We start from the raw sequence: 22,630 nt of genomic DNA, 5'->3' as shown, positions 1-22,630 counted from the left end.
TTCCACCTGCACCCACCCGCATCCACCCGCACCTGCGGAATCCCGCGGTTCCCCGGGGCCGAAGCGGGTTGCCGCACCGAGTAACTGGGCTGGAGCGTGCCGACACCCCTAGTCGCCGCGGCGCATGAAACCTGCGATGAGTTCCCCGACTAGGACTGCCGTCGCGGCCGGGCCGCGGGTGGGGGTGGTCGGTAGGATCGAGGTGTCAGCCACCCGGAGGCCCTCGATTCCGTGCACACGGCCGTACTGGTCCACCACACTCGCGGGGTCACCGGCGGGCCCGAGTTTCGCGCTGCCGCACAGGTGGATGGCCGTACCGAGGTGGCGCCGCATCCACTCGTTGAGGCGGGCGTCGTCGTCGAGCGTCGGGGCGGTCAGTTCCGTCAGGCGCCCGAACAGCGGCCGGAAGGCCCGCGAGCCCAGGATCCGGACCGAGGTGCGGACGGCCTCGCGCATCCGGCGCAGGTCCGGCTCGGTGGACAGGTAGTTGTAGTCGATGCGTGGCTGCACGTCCGGGTCGGCCGACTCGAGGGTGATCTGGCCCCGTGAGGTCTCGGCCTGCACCGCCACCAGCAGCGTGAGGTCACCCTGATGGGCCGCCTGTTGCCGGAGGCGCGGCAGCGAAATCCCCTTCAGGGCGCTGAGCCGGCGGAGCGGATGCCTGAGGTAGGTCCGGATTCCGCCGCCGAAAACCGGCTGGGAACTGCCGGTCAGCAGATAACCCAGTGGCCGGATCATCGGCAGGATTTCGAGGTCGCCCGCGAACTCCGAGCCGGCCGAGGTGAAGTTCAGGCAGTTCGCCATCGACTGCCTGGTCCCGTATTTGCTGAGGCTGCGTTTCGGCTGCCAGTTGACGGCGATCTCCGGGTGGTCGCTGAAGCCTTTGCCCACCCCCGCCAGCTCCCTGACCACGGGAATCCCGAACCGCTCAAGCTCGGCCCGCGGACCGATCCCGGACACCAGCAGGAGGTGGGGCGACTTCACCCCGCCGGCGCAGAGGACCACCTCCCCGGCCTCGATGATCTCGACGGCGGCGCCGCGGAGGATCTCGACGCTGGTCGCCCGCGTCCCGTCGAACAGCACCCGGCGGACCGGCGTATTCCCCTGCACAGCCAGGTTCCGGCGGTCCCGGACGGGGTTAATGTAGGCGATCCCGGTGTTCACTCGCATACCGTCGACGGCGTTCATTGGGATGGGACCGCAGCCCGGCTCGCCCTGGCTGTTCTTGTCCGGCTCGTCTGCGAAGCCAAGTTCGGTGGCGGCCCGCGCGAAGGCGACGGTCACGGGATGTTCCTGCGGCGGCCGGGCCACGGGCATCGGGCCGGAGCCGCCGTGGACGTGGCCGGCCCCGAAGTCCAGATCCCCGGAGTCCGAGCCCCCAAAGTCCAGGTCACGCTCAAGCCTGCGGTAGACCGGCAGGACCTTCTCCCAGGCCCACTCGGTGTTGCCGCCCTCGGACCAGCGTTGGAAGTCCTGCTCCCGGGCCCGGATGAAATACGTGCCGTTGATCGTCGAGGAGCCGCCGAGAATCCGGCCCCGCGCGATTGTGTACGGGAGGTCCGGGGTGAGGTGGCCCAGGAAGGACCAGTTTTCCGGGTGCCCCGGCATGGCCCCCTGGACCGTACTGGAATCGAGCAGTTCACGGGGGAAGTCCCCGGTGGCGTCGGGAACGGGGCCGGCTTCGAGCAGCAGCACGCTCCGGCCGGGGTCTTCACTCAGCCTTGCCGCCAGCGGCGCTCCGGCCGTTCCCGCCCCCACCACGACGACGTCGTACCTCACCTGACGCCGCTGCCCGGGCCGGCCGCCGGGCCGGCGCCGGCCGCGGGACCAGACCCGGGCCCGGCGTCGGGCCCGGCGTCGAACATGGTCCTGAGCACCGCGAGGGCCGACTCGAGCAGCGGAACAAGGTCGGCGTCCTCGCGCTGGAGCCACTGCTCGTAGGCGGACAGTGACACGCCGAGGAAGATCCACCCGATGGACCGGGGCTCGAGCGCATCGGCCTCGACGCCGAGCCGGGCCGCGGCGAAGTCCGCGATGACCTCGCGCCACGCGGCATAGCGAAGGGTGGAGTGCGCCACCAGCGCGGGCACGTTGAGCAGGAGCTCCATCCGCTTCCGGTGGTACGGGATCTCTTCGGCCGGGAAGCGGTTGAAGTCCACGATCGCCGCGAACAGCGCGTCCACGAGGGGGAGGTCCTCGGGCAGGGCGGCGAGGAAAGTGCGCATGTCCTGCAGTCCGGCCTCGAAATCGCCCCACGGCAGGTCGTTCTTGGAAGGGAAATAGCGGAAGAGGGTGCGGCGCCCGATGCCCGCGGCGTGGGCGATGTCGTCCACGGTGGTCTCGTCGAATCCCCGCTCGATGAACAGCTGGAGTGCCACACGGCTGAGGTGCGCGCGGGTCGTCGTCGGGTGCCGGCCCCCTCGCGCCGAGGCGGCCCCAGGCGTCAGGGTCAAAGTACCCCTTCCCAACGGCACTGAGTGCCATTACTGTGGCTCAAGTAACAGATATTCGTCAGAGTAGCCGATTTATTTGTACCAGGAGGTTTACATGGGCCCCATCGAGCCGATTGCATCCGAACAGGCACACCCCACCCCCGAGACGGATCTGGAATCCATCGTCGAGGCCGACACCCTGGTCGAGGAAATCTCCATCGACGGCATGTGCGGCGTCTACTAGGCGCCGGCCATGCCAGCCCTGGATCTTGATCGCGGTTGGGACCTGCACCCCCAGGTGTCGGTCCGCCCCGAACCCTTCGGCGCCCTGCTCTACCACTTCGGCACGAGGCGGCTTTCCTTCCTGAAGGACCGCGTGCTGCTCACCGTGGTCCAGTCCCTCGCCGAGTCGTCGACGGCCCGGGCTGCCTGCAGCTCCGCCGGCGTCAGCGATTCCGACCTTCCGCGCTATCAGCGGGCCCTGGCCACGCTGGCGCAGTCTTCCACGGTGATCGAGAGGACAGAATGACCTTGCTTGGAACCGCGCCAGCCCGACTGGACGCCCCCACAACGTCCGCCCCCACAACGTCCGCCCCGCCGGAAACGAACCGGCTCGTCGACTTGTTCGAGTACGGGCTCGACGCGCCCATCTGCCTCACCTGGGAACTGACGTACGCCTGCAATCTGTCCTGCGTGCATTGCCTGTCCAGTTCCGGGCGGCGCGATCCGCGTGAGCTCTCGACGTCGGAAGCCAAGGGCGTCATCGACGAACTTCAGCGCATGCAGGTCTTCTACGTGAACATCGGCGGCGGCGAGCCGACCGTGCGGTCCGATTTCTGGGAACTGGTGGACTACGCGACGGCGCACCAGGTCGGGGTGAAGTTCTCCACCAACGGGGTGAAAATCACCCCCGAGGTGGCCCGGCGGCTGGCCGGCAGTGACTATGTGGACGTCCAGATCTCGCTCGACGGCGCGACGGCGGAAGTGAACGACCACGTGCGCGGCGCCGGATCCTACGACACCGCTATGCGTGCCATGCAGAACATGGCCGATGCCGGGTTCAAGGGCTTCAAGATCTCGGTGGTCTGCACCCGGCAGAACATCGGCCAGCTGGACGAGTTCAAGGCCATCGCAGACCGCTTCGACGCGCAGCTCCGCCTGACCCGGCTCCGTCCCTCCGGACGCGGTGCCGACGTCTGGGACGAGCTGCATCCGACCCAGGCGCAGCAGCGCGAGCTGTACGACTGGCTGGTGCTGCACGGCGAGGGCGTCCTCACCGGAGACTCGTTCTTCCACCTCTCCGCGTTCGGCGATGCGCTCCCGGGCCTCAACCTCTGCGGAGCAGGCCGGGTGGTGTGCCTCATCGATCCGGTCGGCGACGTCTACGCCTGCCCGTTCGCGATCCACGACGAGTTCCTCGCCGGCAACGTACGCTCCGAGGGCGGGTTCGCCGCCGTCTGGCGTGAATCGGAGCTGTTCACCAGGCTCCGCCAGCCGCAATCGGGCGGCGCCTGCTCCTCGTGCCAGTTCTTCGACACCTGCAAGGGCGGGTGCATGGCCGCCAAGTTCTTCACCGGCCTCCCGCTCGACGGCCCCGATCCGGAGTGCGTCCAGGGCTACGGGGATGAGCTCCTCAAGGGCCTGAAGGACAAGCAGGACGTGCTGCCCAAACCCTCCGGGGACCACTCGCACCGCACCACCCGGGCGGCACGCTCGGGCAACGGCCCGGTCCCGCTCACGCTGTCGCGCCGGGAGGATCTCGTCGCTGCGCCGGTGAGCGCGTGTGCGGAGAACCCGCTGGCGGGGTTCCGTCCGCCGACGTGAACCACTAACTAACCACCCAAACCACCCAAACCAACCCCCGACTCACCAGAGCGCGGATCGACACATGCGATCCGTGTCGCACCAACACATGCAAAACCAATCTGAGAGGAGCACGCAATGGGGCGTGTCGAAGGCAAAGTTGCATTCATCACCGGGGCTGCGCGCGGCCAGGGCCGCAGCCACGCGATCCGGCTGGCGCAGGAGGGCGCCGACATCATCGCGATCGACGTCTGTGAGGACCAGCCGGACATCCCGTATGCCGGGGCCACCGAGGAGGACCTCGCCGAGACGGTCCGCCAGGTGGAGGCGCTGGACCGCCGCATCATCGCCACGAAGGCGGATGTGCGCGACTTTGCGGCGCTGAAGGCCGCCGTCGACGACGGCGTGGCCCAGCTCGGGCGGCTCGACATCGTCTCGGCAAACGCCGGGATCGGCGTGACCCCGCGCAACGCCGAAGACATCCCCGACGAGGTGTTCGTGGACATGGTCAACGTGAACCTGGCCGGTGTCTGGCGGGCGGCGAAGGCGGCGATCCCGCACATCAAGGCGGGCGGACGGGGCGGCTCGATCATCCTCACCAGTTCGGCCGCCGGCCTGCAGGCCTACGGCAACGCCAGCGCCTACGTGTCCGCCAAGCACGGCGTCGTGGGTCTGATGCGCACTCTCGCCCTGGAACTGGCCCCCGACATGATCCGGGTCAACAGCATCCACCCCACGCAGGTGGACACGCCGATGATCCAGAACGAGGGCACCTACCGGCTGTTCCGGCCCGACCTCGAGCACCCCACCAGGGAGGACTTCGAGCCGGCGTCGCAGACCATGAACGCGCTGCCGATCCCGTGGGTCGAATCGGTGGACATCAGCAACGCGCTGCTGTTCCTGGCCTCGGACGAGGCGCGCTACATCACCGGCGTCACGTTCCCGGTTGATGCCGGCGCGCTGGTCAAGTAACCACTGGTGGTCCAGTAAGTCAGATCGAACACCGTCGGGCGGCTGCCCGATCCTACAAACGTCCGGCCCGTCGGCCGGCGCAGGAAGAACAACGAGAAGGAGAACGCAATGGGGCGTCTGGACGGCAAAGTTGTTTTCATCACTGGCGTGGCCCGCGGCCAGGGCCGCAGTCACGCGATCCGGTTCGCGCAGGAGGGTGCGGACATCATCGGCGTCGACCTGCTTGAACCGGTGGCCGGATCGGTCTCGGACCCGGCGACGCAGGCGGACCTGGACGAGACGGTCCGCGCGGTCGAGGCGCTCGACCGGCGCATCGTCGCGACGAAGGCTGATGTCCGCGACTTCGCGGCGCTGAAGGCAGCGGTCGACGACGGCGTCGCGCAACTTGGGCGGCTCGACGTCGTGCTCGCCAATGCGGGCGTCTCGACCTTTATGGGCCCGGCGGAAGACCTCAGCGAGGAGGCGTTCACCGACATGGTGGACATCAACCTCACCGGTGTCTGGCGCACGGCAAAAGCGGCGATTCCGCACATCAAGGCGGGTGGCCGCGGCGGCGCGATTCTGCTGACGAGTTCGGCCGCGGGCCTGATCGGCTACGGGAACATCTCGCACTACGTTTCCGCCAAGCACGGCGTCGTCGGGCTCATGAAGACGCTGGCGCTCGAGCTCGCTCCGGACATGATCCGGGTCAACAGCGTGCACCCGACCACGGTGGACACTCCAATGGTCATGAACCAGGCGACGTATGACCTGTTCCGGCCCGATCTGGAAAACCCGGGGAAGGATGACTTGGCGGAGGCCGCAGTGACGATGAATGCGCTGCCGGTCCCGTGGCTCGAGGCGGTCGACATCTCGAACGCGCTGCTCTTCCTGGCCTCGGACGAGGCGCGCTACATCACCGGGGTTCCGCTGCCCGTCGACGCGGGCTGCGTCGTCAAATAACAGCACCATTTTCGGTAACCAGCACAGCAAAGAGCCCGGCCGCCCGGCCGGACTGCAGCAATCGGCGAAGGGGAACGCAATGGGACGTTTAGACGGCAAGGTCGCATTCATCACGGGCGCGGCACGGGGACAGGGGCGCAGCCACGCCATCCGGCTCGCGGAGGAAGGCGCGGACATCATCGCGATCGACGTGATGGAGCCGATCGACGGGGCGCCGTACAAGGGCGCCACCGAGGAGGATCTCGCCAGGACGGTGGAGGCCGTGGAGGCGCTGGACCGCCGCATCATCGCCACGAAGGCCGATGTCCGCAACTTCGGGCAGCTGAAGGACGCGGTCGACGACGGCGTCGCACAGCTCGGGCGGCTGGACATCGTGGTGGCGAACGCGGGGATCTTCACTTCGCCGGACACGGCGGAGAACATTTCGGAGGAAATCTTCCTCGACACCATCGACATCAACCTCACCGGGGTGTGGCGCACGGCCAAGGCCGCCATCCCGCACCTCAAGGCGGGCGGCCGCGGCGGCTCGATCATCATCACGAGTTCCACCGCCGGCCTGCAGGGCGGGCCGAACTTCGCGCACTACGTCGCGTCGAAGCACGGTGTGGTGGGGCTGATGCGCACCCTCGCGCTTGAGCTGGCGCCGGAGATGATCCGCGTGAACAGCATCCACCCCACGTGTGTGGAGACCGACATGATTCTCAACCAGGGCCTCTACGACCTCTTCCGGCCCGACCTCGAGCACCCCACCAAGGAGGACTTCGCAACCGCCGCGCTCACCATCAACGCCCTGCCGGTGCCCTGGGTGCAGCCCGTGGACATCAGCAACGCCGTGCTGTTCCTGGCCTCTGACGAGGCGCGCTACGTCACCGGCGTCACGCTGCCGGTCGACGCCGGCGCCACCACAAAGTAGCCGGCGCCACCACGAAGTACCCAACGTTCAGCAACGAAGGAGAAATCATGGGAATGCTTGAAGGCAAAGTCGCACTCATTACGGGTGGCTCCCGCGGCCAGGGCCGCGCCCACGCCGTCACCTGTGCGCGCGAGGGTGCCGACGTGATCATCGTCGACACCCTGGAACAGATCAAATCCGTGCAGTACCCGATGGCCCAGCAGGCGGACTTCGACGAGACCGTCCGGCAGGTCGAGGCCCTCGACCGCCGGATCGTCGCGGTGGAGGCTGACGTCCGCTCGCAGCAGGACCTCGACGCCGCCGTCGCCCGCGGCGTCGCCGAACTCGGCAAGATCGACATCCTGATCGCCAACGCCGGCATCTTCTCGCTCGGGCCGTCGTGGGAGCTCACCGACGAGGCCTGGGAAGACATGATGTCCGTCAACCTCACCGGCGTCTGGAAGTCGACCAAGGCCGTTATCCCGCACATGATCGAACGCGGCGAGGGGTCGATAATCATGACCTCCTCGATCAACGGGCTGGAGCCGGGCGTCAACTACGCGCATTACTGCTCGGCGAAGTTCGGCGTCGTCGGGCTGATGAAGACTCTCTCTGGAACTTGCCCCGCACGGCATCCGCGTGAACTCGATCCACCCGGGCGCGATCCTCACCCCGATGACGAGCTGGCAGGGCGCCTGGGACATGATGTCGGGCAAGCCCTCCGGTGAGGGCACCGAGGCGGACATGCTCGAGGCGGGTTACCACTTCCACGCGCTCAAAGGCAACGGGTTCCTCTCGCCGCAGCGCATCGCCGACACGGCGCTCTACCTCAACTCCGAGCTGGCGTCGTCGGTCACCGGCGTCACCATTCCGGTCGACGCCGGACACCTGCTCATCCCCGGGGTCAACATGTCCCCGGTGAAGTAGCCCACCCGGGCTAAAAAACCGCACCAACCGCACCCCCGCGCCCGCCACCCGAACCCGCAACGACAGAACAGGACTGAGCATTGACCAATCCAGACCTTGCCGAAAACCGGAATCGAGTGGCCGCGCACCTGGTCGGCCGCGAGCGTGAAATCGAACTCACGCTCGCGGCCGTCGCCGGGGGCCGGGACATCGTCCTCGAAGGGCCGCCGGGCACCAGCAAGACCACCATCCTGAAAGCGATCACCGAGGAGTGGGGCATCCCGCTGCTCTTCGTCGAAGGCAACGCCGACCTCACCCCGGCCAAACTCGTCGGGCACCACAACCCCGCCCGCGTGCTGCGCGAGGACTACAGCCCGGAGAACTTCGTCGCCGGCCCGCTCACTGAGGCCATGCAGCAGGGCGGCTTCCTTTACATCGAGGAATTCAACCGGGCCCCCGAAGACACCGTGAACACGCTGCTCACCGCCATGGCCGACCGTCGGATCACCATCCCGCGGGTGGGAACGGTGGTGGCCGCACCGACCTTCCGGGTGATCGCCTCGATGAACCCCTACGACAACGTCGGCACCACAAGACTCTCCTCCAGCGTGCATGACCGGCTCAACCGGCTCGCCGTCGACTACCAGGACGCCGAGGCCGAACACGGGATCGTCGCCCTCCGCACCCGGGTCACCGGACCGCTCGGTGACCGGCTGATGGACGACGCCGTCGCCGTCACCCGCGCCACGCGCAAGCACCCCGAGATTCGCCAGGGCAGCAGCGTGCGCGGCGCGATCGACCTCGTCCTGGTGGCCGAACAGCTCGCGAAGATGCGGGCGGTCAAGGACCCCGGCGCGGACGCCTACCCGCCGATGGTCTACGACGCGATGGTGGTCGCGCTCTCCGGCCGCATCCATCTCGACGACGCGATCGACGCCACCCCCGAGCAGGTCCTGCGGGAGATCTGGGAAGACCGCTTCATCCTGCAGCCGGCCATCGCGGAGCCCGGTTGAAGGGCGGTCGAGGCGGAGTCACCGGTCAGCCGGCCCGCGGGCGACCGGGCGCAGCACGCCACCCGCCCGCTGCGGCGCAAACCCAAACAACTCGACGAGGAGCCCGCCGTGTTTGAACCGTCCTCCGGCGGCAAAGGTGCGGTCTGGCGCGCCCAGCCGGGCCGCCCCGGGGCAGCTGCCGCCGCGAAACCCGGCGGCACGGCCCAGGGTTTCACCGACGAGACCGCCGAGCTGGTGCTCGCCGTCGGCGACCTCGCGGTCGACGCGTCGGTGCGGCGGCGGGCCCGGCAGATCGCGGCGCGCCTCGCCGTCGCCCGGCCACGGCGGGACATGTCCTCCCGCCGCGGCGTCGGCGAGCTGACCAGCCTGCCCTACCGCGGCGGCTCCGACGATATCGACCTGGACCTCACCCTGGCCCAGCTCACGGAACACCCGTTCCCCGAGGACGAGGACATCATCGTCCGCGAGCGCCTGCAGACGCGCCGGTCCGTGGTGCTGCTCGTCGACGTCTCCGGCTCGATGAAGGGGGAGCAGGTCAAGACGGCGGCCGCTACAGTGGGCGCGCTGGCCGGCGAGCTGCAGCACGACGCGCTCGCGGTGGTCGCCTTCTGGTCCGACGCCGCGATCCTGCTGCAGCTGGGCCAGCCGGTGCAGCCGATGGCGCTGCTGGATGACATGCTCCGGATCCCCGCCCGCGGGCTCACCAACGTGGCGTTCCCGCTGGAGCTCGCCGCCCGGCAGCTGGCGGGCGTCCCGCCGCACGAGGCCCGCGTCCTGCTGCTCTCCGACTGCGTGCACAACGCCGGGCCGGACCCGCGGCCCCTCGCCGCACGGCTGCCACGGCTGGACGTGCTGCTCGACGTCGGCGGTGAGCATGACAGCGAACTCGCCCGGGATCTCGCCCGCTTCGGACACGGCAAAGCCCGGCTGGTGCGCGGATACCGCGACGTCACCCCCGCCCTTAGCGTGTTGTTCCGGGACTAGCCGGGCAGGACAGAGAATGGCGGGACACAGAATTAGCCCAGGTCAAGAACAGAGAGAAGGTCAATCCAATGGCAAGAAACGCATGGTTCGAGACTGTGGCCGAGGCGCAGCGCCGCGCCAAGAAGCGGTTGCCCTCGTCCGTCTACGGCGCGCTCGTTGCCGGCTCCGAGAAGGGCCTGACCATCGATGACAACCTGGCGGCCTTCGGCGAACTGGGCTTCGCCCCGCATGTCGCCGGCCACCAGGCGGAGCGGGACCTGTCGACCACCGTGATGGGCATTCCGATCTCGCTGCCGGTGATCATCTCGCCGACCGGGGTGCAGGCCGTGCATCCCGACGGCGAAGTCGCCGTCGCGCGCGCCGCCGCCAACCGGGGAACCATCATGGGGCTGAGTTCCTTCGCCAGCAAGTCGGTCGAGGACGTCGGGGCGGCGAACCCCAACCTGTTCTTCCAGATGTACTGGAGCGGCACCCGCGAGGCCATGCTGCAGCGGATGGACCGCGCCCGGGCGGCCGGAGCGAAAGGACTCATCGCCACCCTCGACTGGTCGTTCTCCAACGGGCGGGACTGGGGGAGCCCCACGATTCCCGAGAAAATGAGCCTCAAGACGATGCTCTCGTTCGCGCCCAATGTCCTGCCGCACCCCCAGTGGCTCTGGGACTTCGCCAAGGCCGGCCGCATCCCGGACCTCACGGCCCCGAACCTCACCCCGCCCGGAGGCGAGGCTCCCACGTTTTTCGGCGCCTACTATGAGTGGATGCAGACGCCGCCGCCGTCGTGGGAGGACGTCGAATGGCTGCGCCGGGAATGGGGCGGCCCGTTTATGCTCAAGGGGGTCACCCGGGTTGACGACGCCAGGCGCGCGGTCGACGCCGGCGTGACCGCCATCTCCGTCTCCAACCACGGGGGCAACAACCTCGACGGCACGCCCGCATCCATCCGGGTCCTGCAGTCCGTCGTGGAGGTCGTCAACGACCAGATCGAGATCGTGCTCGACGGCGGCATCCGCCGCGGCAGCGACGTCGCGAAGGCGCTCGCGCTCGGAGCGCGGGCCGTGATGATCGGCCGCGCCTACCTGTGGGGGCTCGCCGCCAACGGCCAGGCCGGGGTGGAGAACGTCCTGGACCTGATGCGCGGCGGGCTGGACTCCGCCGTCCTCGGGCTCGGCCATTCCTCGGTCCACGAGCTCTCGCCGGAGGATCTCTACATCCCGCCGACCTTCGCCCGGACGCTCGGAGCCCCCGTCCCGGTGAAGTTCCCCTAGCGTGACGGCTGAAAGCGGGTGGCGATGACCGGGGTGCTGGCCGAGACGGCCTGGCCCGCGATTTCCGATGACGTCGTCGTCCTGGTTCCGCTCGGCTCGACCGAGCAGCACGGGCCGCACCTGCCCTTCGCGACCGACAGCACCATCTCAGCGGAGGTGGCTCGCGGTGCCGCCGAACGGTGCCGCGGGCTGGACGGGTCCGCGCCGCTGATCGTCGCCCCGGCGCTGCCGTACGGTGCGAGCGGGGAGCACCAGGCGTTCCCCGGCACCGTTTCGATCGGGACCGAGGCGCTGCAGGTGGTGCTCATCGAGTTGGTTCGATCGCTGGCCACCTGGGCTGACGGGATCATCTTCGTCAACGGTCATGGCGGCAACATCCAGGCGCTCTCGACGGCGGTTCCGCAGCTGATCGCCGAACAGCACCGCGTCGCCTGGCTGCCGTGCGCCGTGCCGGACGGGGACGCCCACGCCGGACACACCGAGACTTCGCTGATGCTGCACCTCGCCCCGCAGCAGGTGGACATGTCCCTCGCGCGGGCGGGGAACGTGGCCCCGATGCGCGAGCTGCTGCCGGTCCTGGCGGCGAGCGGGACGCGGGCGGTGTCGCCGTCGGGCGTCCTGGGGGATCCCACCGGCGCGAGCGCCGCCGAGGGATCGGTGCTGCTCGGCTCCATGATCGATTCGGTGCTGCGGAGAATTGCCGGCGGGTCCGTCGACCAGCGCGGCTGCCTGCGCGATCCGGGTGCCGGCGGTGTCCGGTGATCCCGCCGCCGGCCCACCTTCCTGACGGGTTCGCGGTCCGGCTCAACCGGCAAGTGCAGGTGGCCGACGGCGGCCGCGCGCTCATCGGGGGAGCGCCGGCCCGCGTGCTCTATCTGGCCCAGGCGGCGCTCCGGATGATCGAGGACCGGGTGGTCACGGTCTCGGGCGCCGGGACGCGGACGCTCGCGGACCGCCTGCTCGAAGCGGGCCTGGCCGACCCCGTCCCGGCTTCCCTGCCCGACGCAGACGAGGCGGCGGTGACGTTTGTGGTGCCGGTCTTCGGCCGGCCGGCGGCCCTGGACCGCCTGCTCGCGAGCATCAGCCGTGGGCCCGCCGTGATTGTGGTCGACGACTGCTCTCCGGACCGCGGGGCGGTCATGGAGGTCGCCGCGGCGCACGGCGCCCGGTTCATTCCCCTCGCGGAGAACGGCGGCCCGGCCCGGGCCCGCAATGAGGGGCTCAAACACGTCACCACGGACTTTGTCGCGTTCGCCGACTCCGACATCGTGCTCGACCCGGGCGCCACCGCTGCGCTGCTGCGGCACTTCGCCGATCCGCGGGTCGCGCTGGCCGCGCCGCGCGTGCTCGGCCTGCCCGATGCCGCCGGGCTGAACTGGATCGGCCGCTATGAGGAGGCCAAATCGTCGCTGGACCTGGGAAGCCACCCGGCGACGGTCCGCCCCGGCTCGCCGGTGGCCTGGGTGCCGGCTGCCTTCCTTCTCGGCCGGGTCGCGGCATTGGGCGGGGGATTTAGCCCCGGGATGCGGGCCGGCGAAGACGTGGACCTCGTCTGGCGGCTTGCCGAACAGGGCTGGCGGATCCGTTTCGAGCCCGGGGCCCGGGTATGGCACGAGCACCGGCAGACGGCCCGGGACTGGCTCGCGCGCAAGGCCTTCTACGGCAGCTCCGCGCATCCGCTGTCGGTGCGCCATCCCCGGAACATCGCACCGGCCGTGTTCGCGCCGTGGAGCCTGGGCGTGGTCGCCGCGCTCCTGGCTCAGCGCCGCTGGTCGTTGCCGGTGGCGGTCGTCATTTGGGCTGCCGCCACCTGGCAGGTCGCGCGGAAACTCACCCGCAGTGAACGGCCGTTGCGGGTCAGCGCCGCGCTCACGGGTGCCGGGGTCCTCGCCTCACTGTCGCAGACCATGGCGCTGTTGGTCCGGCACTGGTGGCCCGTGGCAGTTGCCGCGAGCGTCTATTCCCGCCGCATCCGGCGGGCGGTGCTGCTGGCGGGCATCCTCGACGCCGCCCTCGAACACCGCCGCACCCGCCCGGACCTTGATCCGGTCCGGTTCGGACTTGCCCGCCGGCTGGACGACCTGGCCTACGGCGGCGGGGTCTGGTTCGGCGCACTGAAGGGCAGGTCCCTGCGGGCGCTGCTACCCCTCATCCGGCACCGCTACTAACCGATGCGGCCCCGGCCCGGGACCATCGATTGCTCCGTAGGTGCCCTTATCCGGGCTCAAAAGGGCCGTTACTCAGCAATCGATGGTGCCCCGCGCCGTGCCGCCGGGCAGGCGGGCGGCGAGGATCCGCGAACCGATTCCGAACCGGGCAGACTCCGGATGCTATTGACACCGTCCAGGACGAGGAACAGGATGCACGCGACGCCGTCTCGTTGCGGCCGCACCAACTCGAGGAAAGGCGTGCTCGTGACACACTTCAGGTTTGCGGTCCCGGTGGCGGCCTTGGGGCTGGTGCTGACGTCAGCCGGTGCATCGTCTGCGGCCGAACCAGTCAATTTTGGCCCGTTCGTAGAGAGTTACGCGTTCACGTTCAGCTGTGGGGACTTTGACGCGAGCATCACAGGAACCTCGACCACGAGTGCCCGGCGTTTCGTCGATGCAGACGGCAACAGGATCCGGATTCAGCGGTTCGTTTCGGCGCCAGCGGACGTCATGGTCAACCTGGATACCGGCAAGACGGTGACGGTCAACGCCCATTTCGTTCAGACCTACAACTGGGCAACGGGCACGGTCACCGTAACCGGCTTCCGCTATCTCGTTGCCGGGTCGGGTACGGGAGTGACGCTCAAGGACGCCGGCCGGATCATTTTCGCTGACGAGACCGAAGAAAGCGTTCTCTTCCAGGCTGGACGCCATGACACGGCGACGCCCGACCTCCTGGGGCCGGCACTCTGCGGCGCGGTGGCATAAGGAACGCCTACGGCGCGCGCATTTCGGCGGTCGGCGCTCATTCGGGCTCCTCTGAGGGGTCCCGTAGCGGCCATCCGTGACGATTGGGCAGGCCGCCGCCGCTCCCGCCCAGTTGCTTCGCGCCGCATCAGGCGCCGCCCCCGGGATCCCGTGGTTTCTGGTGGTTGAAACGGGCTGCGGCACCGGGCAACTGGGCTGGAGCGTCGTCACGGACAGAGCCCGGCGCGCCCCGCCTCACGCGACTATGTCAGCCCACCCTCTTCGCCAACCCGGACCCCGGAGCGCAGCGCCGCAACCACCCCTTGCTCGGTCGCTATTCAGTGTTACTATGTAGTGGTAGTCAGCATCACTGAGTAGCTTTGGAGGGTTCCATGGGCAAGCAGATGACCGAGATGCTCAAGGGCACGCTCGAGGGCATCGTCCTCGCGATCCTGGCCGCGCAGCCGGCGTACGGCTACGAGATCACGGCGCGGCTGCGCGAGCAGGGCTTCACCGACATCGTCGAGGGCACCGTTTACGCGCTGCTGGTCAGGATCGAGCAGCGCGGCCTCGTGGACGTGGTGAAGGTCCCGTCCGAGAAGGGGCCGCCGCGCAAGGTCTATTCGCTGAACGCACTGGGCGGCGAGTACCTCGAGGAGTTCTGGAGGTCCTGGAGCTTCCTCGAAAATCGGATCGAACAGCTCCGCCACGACATTGACCACCCGCAGGAAGAAGGAGAGTAATCATGGCCGCAGGATGGATCGAGCGGGTCACCGGCTCATTCGACGACAAGAAGCGCTGGCGCCGGTACAAGGCCCGCAAGGAACAGCTGCCCACGAGCTACCGGACCGCGATCGACGGACTCGAGCGCTACTTCATGTACGCCGGGTCGATCGTCAAGGGCGAGGTCCTCATGCAGATGCTCGAGGACCTCGCGGACCTGATCGAGCGGGCCGCTGTCGACGGCACCCCGATCCGCGACATCGTCGGGGACGACCCGGTGGAGTTCGCGGACACCTTCATCCGGAACTACTCGGACGGCCAGTGGATCAACAAGGAGCGCAAGCGCCTGACCGACGCCATTGACCAGGCTGCCGGCGACGACGCGTGAACGCGCCGGGAACGGAGACCGGACATGACCACTGACCAGGCCTTTGAACCCGCGATCCGGGTGCAGGGCATCGAGAAGTCCTTCAAGGACCTGCAGGTGCTGCGGGGCGTCGACTTCGACGTGAGGGCGGGCAGCATCTTCGCGTTGCTCGGCTCGAACGGTGCGGGCAAGACCACGCTGGTGCGGATCCTGTCGACGCTGCTGAAGGCGGACGCGGGCACCGCCACGGTCCTCGGCTTCGACGTCGCCGCGCAGCCCGGCGACGTGCGCGAGTCGATCAGTCTGACCGGCCAGTTCGCCGCGGTCGATGACGTGCTCACCGGCCGGGAGAACCTCGTGCTGGTCGCCAGGTTGCGTCACCTGAAGAACCCGGGCGCGATCGCCGACGGCCTGCTTGCCCGCTTCTCGCTCACCGAAGCGGGGAACCGCAAGGCCTCGACGCACTCGGGCGGCATGCGACGCCGACTCGACATCGCGATGAGCCTGATCGGGAACCCGCCGATCATCTTCCTCGATGAACCGACGGCGGGGCTCGACCCCCAGGCGCGCATCGAGGTGTGGCAGACCGTCAGGCAGCTTGCCGGTCAGGGCACGACGGTGCTGCTCACCACGCAGTACCTCGACGAGGCCGAACAGCTCGCCGACCGCATCGCGATCCTGCACAAGGGCACAATCATCCAGAACGGGACCCTGACCGAACTCAAGCAGCTCCTCCCGCCCGCCAAGGTCGAATACGTCGAAAAGCAGCCCTCCCTCGAGGACGTCTTCCTCGCCCTCGTCGGTGACACCGGCGAGACCAACGACGGCGCCGACCGCACCGACGACGCCGACCGCGGCGGCGCGGTCCCGGCACGAAAGGAACCCCAATGACCACCCAAGTCCTCGGCGACACCGGCGTCCTGACCGGCCGCTCGCTGCGCCACGTCCTCCGCAGCCCCGACACGATCATGACCACCGCGGTCACCCCGATCGCGCTGATGCTGCTGTTCGTCTACGTGTTCGGCGGCGCGATCAACACCGGATCCACAGAGTCGTACGTCAACTACATGCTCCCCGGCATCCTGCTCATCACGATCGCGTCCGGCGTCGCGTACACCGCATACCGGCTGTTCCTCGACATGCAGGGCGGCATCTTCGAGCGCTTTCAGTCCATGCCGATCGCGAGGTCGAGCGTGCTCTGGGCGCACGTGCTCACCTCCCTGGCTGCGAACCTGGTCTCGGTCGTGATCGTCATTGGCGTCGCGCTGATTATGGGGTTCCGCGCCGGAGCAACAGTGGCCGCCTGGCTCGCCGTCGCCGGCATTCTGATCCTGTTCACCCTCGCACTGACCTGGATCGCCGTAATCGCCGGGCTTTCGGCGAAGACCGTCGACGGCGCGAGCGCGTTCAGCTACCCGCTGATTTTCCTGCCGTTCATCAGCTCGGCGTTCGTGCCCACCGACTCGATGCCCGGCCCGGTGGCATGGTTCGCCGAGAACCAGCCCGTGACCTCCATCGTGGACAGCATCCGGGCCCTGCTCGCCCAGGAACCGGTCGGCAGTGACATCTGGACCGCCCTCGCCTGGCTCGTCGGCATCCTTGTGGTGGCCTACGCGTTCGCGATCGCTGCCTACCGTCGCAAGATCAGCTGAGGCCCGGGCCCGACGGCGCCGCCCGCCCCGTCCGGGCCCATCGATTGCTCCGTAGGTGCCCTTATCCGGGCTCAAAAGGGCCCTTGCTCAGCAATCGATGGTGCCTCGAGCCGGGGCGCGCGCTACTTAACCCCGGCGCCCGCCAGCAGCTCCGTGGCCTTCCATCTCGACCTTCATCACGATCGGCTCGCTGCCGGTGTTGAGTTCGCGCAGCCGCTGCACCCATTTGGCGGTGGATCCCGTCGGCTTCACGGTCCCGACCCATCCCCGCGGCGCCGGGCCGCGACGTGTTCGGCGGCCATGATGGTGGGGATGTTGGTGTTGGCCGAAAGCGGTCCGGGAATGATTGAGGCGTCGACGACCGAGAGACCCGGTACTCCGTGGACCCGTCCCGAGGTGTCGACGACGGCGCCGGCACCGGGGTCCGTTCCCATCGCACAGGTGCCGACCGGGTGGTGGTACGTCGTGGCGGTGGCCTTGATCCAGTCGCGGACGGCGGCGTCGTCGGCCAGGTCCTGTCGGGGCGCGGGCCGGGGCCCGCGGGTGAGCCGGGCCAGGTCGGGGTGGGCCACGGCAGCTTTCGCGATCTGCAGGCCCTCTGCAAGCCGGTCGACGTCGACCGGGTCACGGAAGTAACCGAGGTCGATGGCGGGTGCGGTGACCGGATCGAGTGCGAGCAGCCGGACCTGTCCGCGTGAGGCCGGCTTCAGCAGGGCTGCGGCCAGCAGGCAGTGGTAGCCGTTCTCCAGCCGGTAGGGTCCGCACACCATGAACTGGAGGTCCGGGGGATCGGCTGCGGAACTCCGGCTGCTCCGGGCTGTCGCCAGCACCTGGAAAATTGGAGGGTCTCCCTGCGGCTCGAGACAGGGCAGTTCAAGGGCCACCCACGGGTGGTCGGCGAGGTTGTTTCCCACACCGGGCAGGTCCATCGTCACGGACCTGCCCAGCGCGGTAATGTCCGCGGCGGGTCCGATGCCGGAGCGGATGAGCAGCGCGGGGGAATGGTAAGCGCCGGCGCAGACAATCACTTCATCGGCTGCAGTGATCTGGCCGTCCGTGGTCCGGACTCCCGACACGCGTCCGCCACCGACCACGATCTCGGCGACCGGTGAGTCCGCGCGGATCGTCAGATTGGGCCGGGAACGGACGGGATCCAGATAGGCCTGCGCGGTGCTGACGCGGAGACCACGCACACAGTTGACCGGCAGCCCTGACACCCCGACGGCGCCCGGGGCGTTGTGGTCCGGAATGCGCGGGATCCCCACGCTCGCTATGGCGCCCTCCATCGCGAGCGTGAGCTCGGAGCATTCATCACCCCGGTACCGGCGGATCGGCACCGGTCCATCGGTTCCGTGATAGGGCGAGGAACCGAAGTCCAGGTCATGTTCGAGGCGGCGGAAAGACGGCAGCACGTCCTCGAATGTCCATCCGGGCAGTGCCCAGCCGTCGTAGTCGGCAGGATGCCCGCGCACCGCGAAGGTGGCGTTGACGGCAGAGGATCCCCCGGTCACGCGCCCCTGCGGCAGGGCCAGCGGAGGGCCGCCGGCGACACCCGTCCCGTGGAGCCCCCAGTCGTGTGAGGCCGTGCTCGTGCCGTGGATGCCGTCAGCGAGATCGGGCGGAAGCATGCCCGGCAGGTAGTCCGGCCCGGCTTCGAACAGCACGACCTGGCGGGCTGCATCCTCGCTCAGCCGCGAAGCCAGCACGCAGCCTGCACTGCCCGCACCAACGATGGCCACGTCATACCGGCTCTTCATTTCCCTGCCTCGCTCCGCTCCAGCCCGGGCGGCCGGCCCGGTGTGGAGCGGCCGCCGACGTCGACGCCGATAATCTCGCCCCGGCGGACGTGGAAGGCCAGCGCGACATTGCAACGGTCATTGTCCTCAGGCAAGGTCAGGCCGGAGGTCTTGCCGTGTCATCTGAGGCTCCCTCCACACGGAAACCCCACCCACGCTCACAGTTTCCCGCCGGCCACAGTCGGCGTCAACAAGAAAAGCCGCTGTACTGCAGCGGTTGTGGCGCGGGACGGGAGCCTCACCGGAAACGGGAACCAGAGCATCGGCAACGACAGTCTTCACCGGTCCGCGAGCAGCGAATGGGCGAGCCGCCGCCGTTCCCGCCCAGTTGCTTCTCCCCGGGCCGGCACCAACCCCGGAATCCCGTGGTTTCTTGTGGTTGAACCGGGCTGCGGCATCGGGCAACTGGGCAGGAACGTCGTCACGATCGTCCCCTGCCGGCCACGCGGACCACCCGACCACTTCAGCCAGGCCCCGCGCTCGCGACTACTTAACCCCGGCGCCCGCACCATCCGCTGCTCCGTAACCGCCCTTATCCGGGCTCAAAAGGGAGGTTACGGAGCACTCGATCGAAGGAAGACTACTTAACCCCGGCGCCCGGCAGCAGCTCGGTGGCGCCCAGGGAGTCGGCGACGAAGGCGTAGTCCCAGGCGCGTTCCTTCCACTGCACGTAGCGGCCGGAGGCGCCGCCGTGGCCGCCTTCCATCTCGATCTTCATCACGATCGGCTCGCTGCCGGTGTTGAGTTCGCGCAGCCGCTGCACCCACTTCGCGGGCTCCACATAGAGCACCCGCGTGTCGTTAAACGAGGTGACCGCCGCGATCTTGGGGTATGCCACGGCGCGGACGTTCTCGTACGGCGTGTAGGACTTCATGTACTCGTACACGGCGCGGTCGGTGATCGGGTTGCCCCATTCCTCCCATTCCAGTGCCGAAAGCGGCAGTTCCGGATCCAGGATGGTGGTCAGGGCGTCGACGAACGGGACGGCGGCCACGATCGCCGCGTACTTCTCCGGTGCCAGGTTGGCGACGGCGCCCATCAGCAGGCCGCCGGCCGAGCCGCCCATGGCCGCGATCCGGGCCGGGTCCACCCAGCCGGACTGCGCCAGCCAGTCGGAGGCCGCGATGAAGTCTGTGAAGGTGTTCTTCTTCTGCAGCTTCTTGCCGGTGTCGTACCAGTGCCGGCCCAGTTCCCCGCCGCCGCGGATGTGGGCGATCACGAATACAATGCCCCGGTCCAGCAGGGACAGGCGCGGGATCCCGAAGCCGGGGTCCATGCTCAGCTCGTAGGAGCCGTAGCCGTACACCAGCCCGGCCGCCGTCGAATCCTGCTTCACCGAGGCGTGGCGCAGCACGGACAGCGGGATCCGGGTCCCGTCGGCCGCCTCGGCCCACTCGCGGGTGGCGACATAGTCCGCGGGGGAGTAGCCGCCGAGCACCGGGCTTTCCTTGCGCAGCAGCAGTTCGCCGGCGGGCCGTTCCGCGGTGGGCAGCACAAAGTCGTAGACCCGGGACGGCGTGAAGTAGGAGGTGTAGCCCATCCGGATCACGGGGGCCTCGTAGTCGGAACCGGCGACGCCCGCGGTGTAGAGCTCCTCCTCGAAGGCGGGCTCCACCGGCTCGCCCTGCTCCGGCGTTCCCAGCCCGGCCAGCGGCAGGACCTGCACGCGCTCGATCGTGTCCTTGCGGATGGAGACCACCAGATGCGTGGAGGTGACGCCGGCGCCGTTGACGCGCACCCGCTCGGAATGCTCGACGACGGTGGTCCAGTGCTGCTCGGCGAGCGGCTTGGTGAGCTCGGCCGGGTCCACCAGCGAGACCATGGAGTTGATGGCGTCCTTGTTGTGGGTCAGGACGATGGCCTCGGCCTGGGCCCCCGAGGCGTCCGCCAGCAGGAACGGCTCCGCCTCATAGAGGATGCGCTCGTCCCGGGAGATCACGGTGCGCAGTCCGGCGTCGAGCGCGTCGAAGCGCAGCAGCCGGGTCTCGCTGAACTCCGAGCAGCCGATGCCCAGGACCAGGTGGCGCCGGTCGCCAGAGAGCTCGAAGCCCAGCCACATGGCGACGTCGTCCTCCTGGTAGATCAGCTCGTCCTCCGCGACGGGTGTGCCGAGCACGTGGGCCTTGACCTGGTAGGGCCGCCAGGCGTCGTCCACCACGGTGTAGAAGATCCGGGTGCCGTCGGGGGAGAAGGAGATGCCGTAGAAGACGTTCTCGATCACGTCGGGCAGCAGTTCCCCGGTGCGCAGGTCCTTGATCCGCAGCGTGAACCGCTCGTCGCCGGCGTTGTCCACGGCGTAGGCGTAGAGGTTCCCGTCGATGGTCACGGCGGCGCCGCCGACGGCGAAGAACGGCTTGCCCTCGGCCTCGACGTTGCAGTCCAGCAGGATTTCCTCGGCCGGAATGTCGACGCCGACCTCGACGGCGGGCGGGGTCCAGTCGGCGACGCGGTCCCCGGTGTCCTGGGCGCGGACGCGGCACTGGATCCCGTATTCCTTGCCCTCCACCGAGCGGGTGTAGTACCACCAGCCGTCCTTGCGGTGCGGCACGGAGAGGTCCGTCTCCTGGGTGCGGCCCTTGATCTCCTGGAAGATGGCCTCGCGCAGCGGCGCCTGGTGCGCGGTCACCGCCTCCTGGTAGGCGTTCTCGGCCTTGAGCAGCTCCACGACCTCGGCGGATTCCTTGTCCCGCAGCCACTCGTAGTTGTCCTCGAAGGCATCACCGTGGTGCGTGCGGAGGGCGGGGATTTTCTTGGCCACGGGAGGCTGCGGGAACGGCTGCACAGGAGTCTGGGTCATGGCTCCAATCTACCGTCAGGGCAACGGGAGTAAGCCACCGGCCGGGCCGCGCCGTCGGCGGGCCTGTCACCGCCCGCGCGGCGCGTCAGTTGCCGTTCTGCAGCCCGTTCGCGGCGACGTAGTCGGGCAGGGACCCGGTGGACAGCGCGGCGGACACGGCGGCGGTGGCGGCGGGGTTCTGGAAGACCACCGACTGGCCGTACGCGGTGCCGGTGCCGGCGGTGGGAAGCGTGAAGAACACGGCGCTGCCGGGGGGCGTGCCGCGCAGGCTGAAGGCGAGGTGTTCCAGCGTCTCCAGGTTCAGCCCGGGGGACACCGTGACGTGGGGGAGGACTGTCGAGACCAGCTGCTTCACGGTGTTCTTGTCCGACAGAGCGCCTTCGGCCGCCAGCTTGGCCATCAGGGCCTTCAGGAAGGTCTGCTGGTTGCGGACCCGCTGGTAGTCGCCGTCGGCGAAGGCGTGGCGCTCGCGGACGAAGGCCAGGGCCTGCAGCCCGTTGAGCCGGTTCACGCCGGCGGGAAAATACACGTAGTCATCGACCGTGCCCTGAAAGGCCTGCTTGATGTCGACGTCGACCCCGCCGAGGGCGTCGGTCATGGCGGCGAAGCCCTGGAAGTCCAGCATCACGGTGTGGTCGATGTGCTGGCCCAGCAGGGCTTCCACGGTCTGCGTCATCAGGGGCACCCCGCCGAGTTCCAGCGCGGCGTTGACCTTGGCCCCGCCGTAGCCGGGGATGTTCACCCACAGGTCGCGCATGATGGAGATGCCGTAGACGCTCTGGCGGTCGGCCGGGAGATGGATGAAGACCAAGGCGTCCCCGCGCTGGTCGGAGGGTGCGCCGGAGGCCGCGGTGGCCCGGGCGTTGATCCGGCTGTCGCTGCCCACCAGCAGGATGTTCAGTGCGGTGGGCGGCGGATCAGGCGTCGGCGTCGGGGTGGGGGTGGGTTCGGGCGTGGCCGTCCCCGGCGCCGGGGCGGAGGTTTCCACCGGTGCCGCGGTTTCGGTGCGCGGCCGGTTCAGCAGGAAGGCCGCGGCGGCGACGGCGAGGACCACCAGCCCGGCAATGATGGCGACGGCGATTGTTCTGCGGCGGTGCATTCCGCCCGGTGCCGCGGCTGAGCCGGCGGCTGGTCCTACTGGTTCCGGCGACGTTCCCATGGCCGGACACTACCACCGCGCACGCTTAAA

The 22,630-nt window shown here is 68.9% G+C and carries 23 protein-coding genes and 1 pseudogene; 17 read left to right on the top strand and 7 right to left on the bottom strand.

Features of this window, described 5'->3' with window-relative positions; all coding sequences use genetic code 11:
* Window positions 1-108: 108 nt before the first annotated feature.
* Window positions 109-1,779 (bottom strand): GMC family oxidoreductase, encoded by a 1,671-nt coding sequence (locus tag J2X01_RS12485; protein WP_310057585.1) that lies wholly within the window; start codon window positions 1,777-1,779, stop codon window positions 109-111.
* Window positions 1,776-2,453, bottom strand: a complete 678-nt coding sequence (gene mftR / locus J2X01_RS12480) for a mycofactocin system transcriptional regulator MftR (protein ID WP_310057583.1) — start codon at window positions 2,451-2,453, stop codon at window positions 1,776-1,778. The genes J2X01_RS12485 and mftR overlap by 4 nt, the downstream gene beginning before the upstream one ends.
* Window positions 2,454-2,547: 94 nt before the next feature.
* Between mftR and mftA the strand changes: the two genes are divergently transcribed.
* The 17 genes and pseudogenes from mftA (at window position 2,548) to J2X01_RS12390 (ending at window position 16,848) form a co-directional block, all read left to right on the top strand.
* Window positions 2,548-2,676: a mycofactocin precursor MftA gene (mftA, locus tag J2X01_RS12475; RefSeq protein ID WP_310057580.1), complete on the top strand. Its 129-nt coding sequence runs from the start codon at window positions 2,548-2,550 to the stop codon at window positions 2,674-2,676.
* 9 nt (window positions 2,677-2,685) lie between these two features.
* Window positions 2,686-2,961 carry a mycofactocin biosynthesis chaperone MftB gene (gene mftB / locus J2X01_RS12470; RefSeq protein ID WP_310057577.1) on the top strand — a complete coding sequence of 92 codons (276 nt, stop codon included), beginning with the start codon at window positions 2,686-2,688 and terminating at the stop codon, window positions 2,959-2,961.
* A complete protein-coding gene (mftC, locus tag J2X01_RS12465) occupies window positions 2,958-4,256 on the top strand; it encodes a mycofactocin radical SAM maturase (protein WP_310057574.1) in 1,299 nt (432 codons plus the stop codon). The genes mftB and mftC overlap by 4 nt, the downstream gene beginning before the upstream one ends.
* Window positions 4,257-4,373: 117 nt before the next feature.
* A complete protein-coding gene (locus tag J2X01_RS12460; RefSeq protein WP_310057571.1) occupies window positions 4,374-5,207 on the top strand; it encodes a mycofactocin-coupled SDR family oxidoreductase in 834 nt (277 codons plus the stop codon).
* Between the two features lie 108 nt (window positions 5,208-5,315).
* Window positions 5,316-6,149: a mycofactocin-coupled SDR family oxidoreductase gene (locus tag J2X01_RS12455; protein ID WP_310057568.1), complete on the top strand. Its 834-nt coding sequence runs from the start codon at window positions 5,316-5,318 to the stop codon at window positions 6,147-6,149.
* Window positions 6,150-6,228: 79 nt separating this feature from the next.
* Window positions 6,229-7,062, top strand: coding sequence for a mycofactocin-coupled SDR family oxidoreductase (locus J2X01_RS12450; RefSeq protein ID WP_310057565.1), 834 nt, complete (start codon window positions 6,229-6,231; stop codon window positions 7,060-7,062).
* Window positions 7,063-7,109: 47 nt separating this feature from the next.
* Window positions 7,110-7,968 (top strand): annotated as a pseudogene (locus tag J2X01_RS12445) (mycofactocin-coupled SDR family oxidoreductase).
* 80 nt (window positions 7,969-8,048) lie between these two features.
* Complete coding sequence (locus J2X01_RS12435; protein WP_310057557.1) at window positions 8,049-8,960, top strand: AAA family ATPase; 912 nt, start codon at window positions 8,049-8,051, stop codon at window positions 8,958-8,960.
* 108 nt (window positions 8,961-9,068) lie between these two features.
* Window positions 9,069-9,944 (top strand): vWA domain-containing protein, encoded by an 876-nt coding sequence (locus J2X01_RS12430; protein WP_310057555.1) that lies wholly within the window; start codon window positions 9,069-9,071, stop codon window positions 9,942-9,944.
* Window positions 9,945-10,012: 68 nt separating this feature from the next.
* Window positions 10,013-11,209: a pre-mycofactocin synthase MftD gene (gene mftD, locus J2X01_RS12425; RefSeq protein ID WP_310057552.1), complete on the top strand. Its 1,197-nt coding sequence runs from the start codon at window positions 10,013-10,015 to the stop codon at window positions 11,207-11,209.
* Window positions 11,210-11,233: 24 nt separating this feature from the next.
* Complete coding sequence (gene mftE / locus J2X01_RS12420) at window positions 11,234-11,971, top strand: mycofactocin biosynthesis peptidyl-dipeptidase MftE (RefSeq protein ID WP_310057549.1); 738 nt, start codon at window positions 11,234-11,236, stop codon at window positions 11,969-11,971.
* Window positions 11,968-13,377: a mycofactocin biosynthesis glycosyltransferase MftF gene (gene mftF, locus J2X01_RS12415; RefSeq protein WP_310057546.1), complete on the top strand. Its 1,410-nt coding sequence runs from the start codon at window positions 11,968-11,970 to the stop codon at window positions 13,375-13,377. Before mftE ends, mftF begins: the two co-directional genes overlap by 4 nt.
* Before the next feature lie 246 nt (window positions 13,378-13,623).
* On the top strand, window positions 13,624-14,127 hold the full coding sequence (locus tag J2X01_RS12410) for a hypothetical protein (protein WP_310057543.1): 504 nt from the start codon (window positions 13,624-13,626) through the stop codon (window positions 14,125-14,127).
* Window positions 14,128-14,498: 371 nt separating this feature from the next.
* Complete coding sequence (locus J2X01_RS12405) at window positions 14,499-14,849, top strand: PadR family transcriptional regulator (RefSeq protein ID WP_310057542.1); 351 nt, start codon at window positions 14,499-14,501, stop codon at window positions 14,847-14,849.
* 2 nt (window positions 14,850-14,851) lie between these two features.
* Entirely contained in the window at window positions 14,852-15,217 is a 366-nt protein-coding gene (locus J2X01_RS12400; RefSeq protein ID WP_310057539.1) for a DUF1048 domain-containing protein, read from the top strand.
* Window positions 15,218-15,241: 24 nt separating this feature from the next.
* Window positions 15,242-16,087 carry an ABC transporter ATP-binding protein gene (locus tag J2X01_RS12395; protein WP_310057537.1) on the top strand — a complete coding sequence of 282 codons (846 nt, stop codon included), beginning with the start codon at window positions 15,242-15,244 and terminating at the stop codon, window positions 16,085-16,087.
* Window positions 16,084-16,848 carry an ABC transporter permease gene (locus J2X01_RS12390; protein WP_310057532.1) on the top strand — a complete coding sequence of 255 codons (765 nt, stop codon included), beginning with the start codon at window positions 16,084-16,086 and terminating at the stop codon, window positions 16,846-16,848. The genes J2X01_RS12395 and J2X01_RS12390 overlap by 4 nt, the downstream gene beginning before the upstream one ends.
* A 126-nt stretch (window positions 16,849-16,974) precedes the next feature.
* Here the strand turns inward: J2X01_RS12390 and J2X01_RS12385 are convergent, their stop codons facing one another.
* The 5 genes from J2X01_RS12385 to J2X01_RS12365 all read right to left on the bottom strand — a co-directional run bounded on the left by J2X01_RS12385 (window position 16,975) and on the right by J2X01_RS12365 (window position 22,600).
* Entirely contained in the window at window positions 16,975-17,100 is a 126-nt protein-coding gene (locus J2X01_RS12385) for a hypothetical protein (protein WP_310057529.1), read from the bottom strand.
* Window positions 17,097-18,605 (bottom strand): GMC family oxidoreductase, encoded by a 1,509-nt coding sequence (locus tag J2X01_RS12380; protein ID WP_310057526.1) that lies wholly within the window; start codon window positions 18,603-18,605, stop codon window positions 17,097-17,099. The genes J2X01_RS12385 and J2X01_RS12380 overlap by 4 nt, the downstream gene beginning before the upstream one ends.
* The gene (locus tag J2X01_RS12375) at window positions 18,602-18,739 is read right to left on the bottom strand and encodes a hypothetical protein (RefSeq protein WP_310057523.1); all 138 of its coding nucleotides are present in this window, start codon (window positions 18,737-18,739) and stop codon (window positions 18,602-18,604) included. The genes J2X01_RS12380 and J2X01_RS12375 overlap by 4 nt, the downstream gene beginning before the upstream one ends.
* 485 nt (window positions 18,740-19,224) lie before the next feature.
* Window positions 19,225-21,441 (bottom strand): S9 family peptidase, encoded by a 2,217-nt coding sequence (locus J2X01_RS12370; RefSeq protein ID WP_310057520.1) that lies wholly within the window; start codon window positions 21,439-21,441, stop codon window positions 19,225-19,227.
* Between the two features lie 85 nt (window positions 21,442-21,526).
* On the bottom strand, window positions 21,527-22,600 hold the full coding sequence (locus J2X01_RS12365) for an LCP family protein (protein ID WP_310057517.1): 1,074 nt from the start codon (window positions 22,598-22,600) through the stop codon (window positions 21,527-21,529).
* Window positions 22,601-22,630 lie beyond the last annotated feature (30 nt).

Source organism: Arthrobacter ginsengisoli (assembly GCF_031456935.1).
Taxonomy (GTDB): domain Bacteria; phylum Actinomycetota; class Actinomycetes; order Actinomycetales; family Micrococcaceae; genus Arthrobacter; species Arthrobacter ginsengisoli.
The sequence above is the reverse complement of the archived record's forward strand: the minus strand, read 5'-3'. Positions and strand labels throughout refer to the sequence as shown.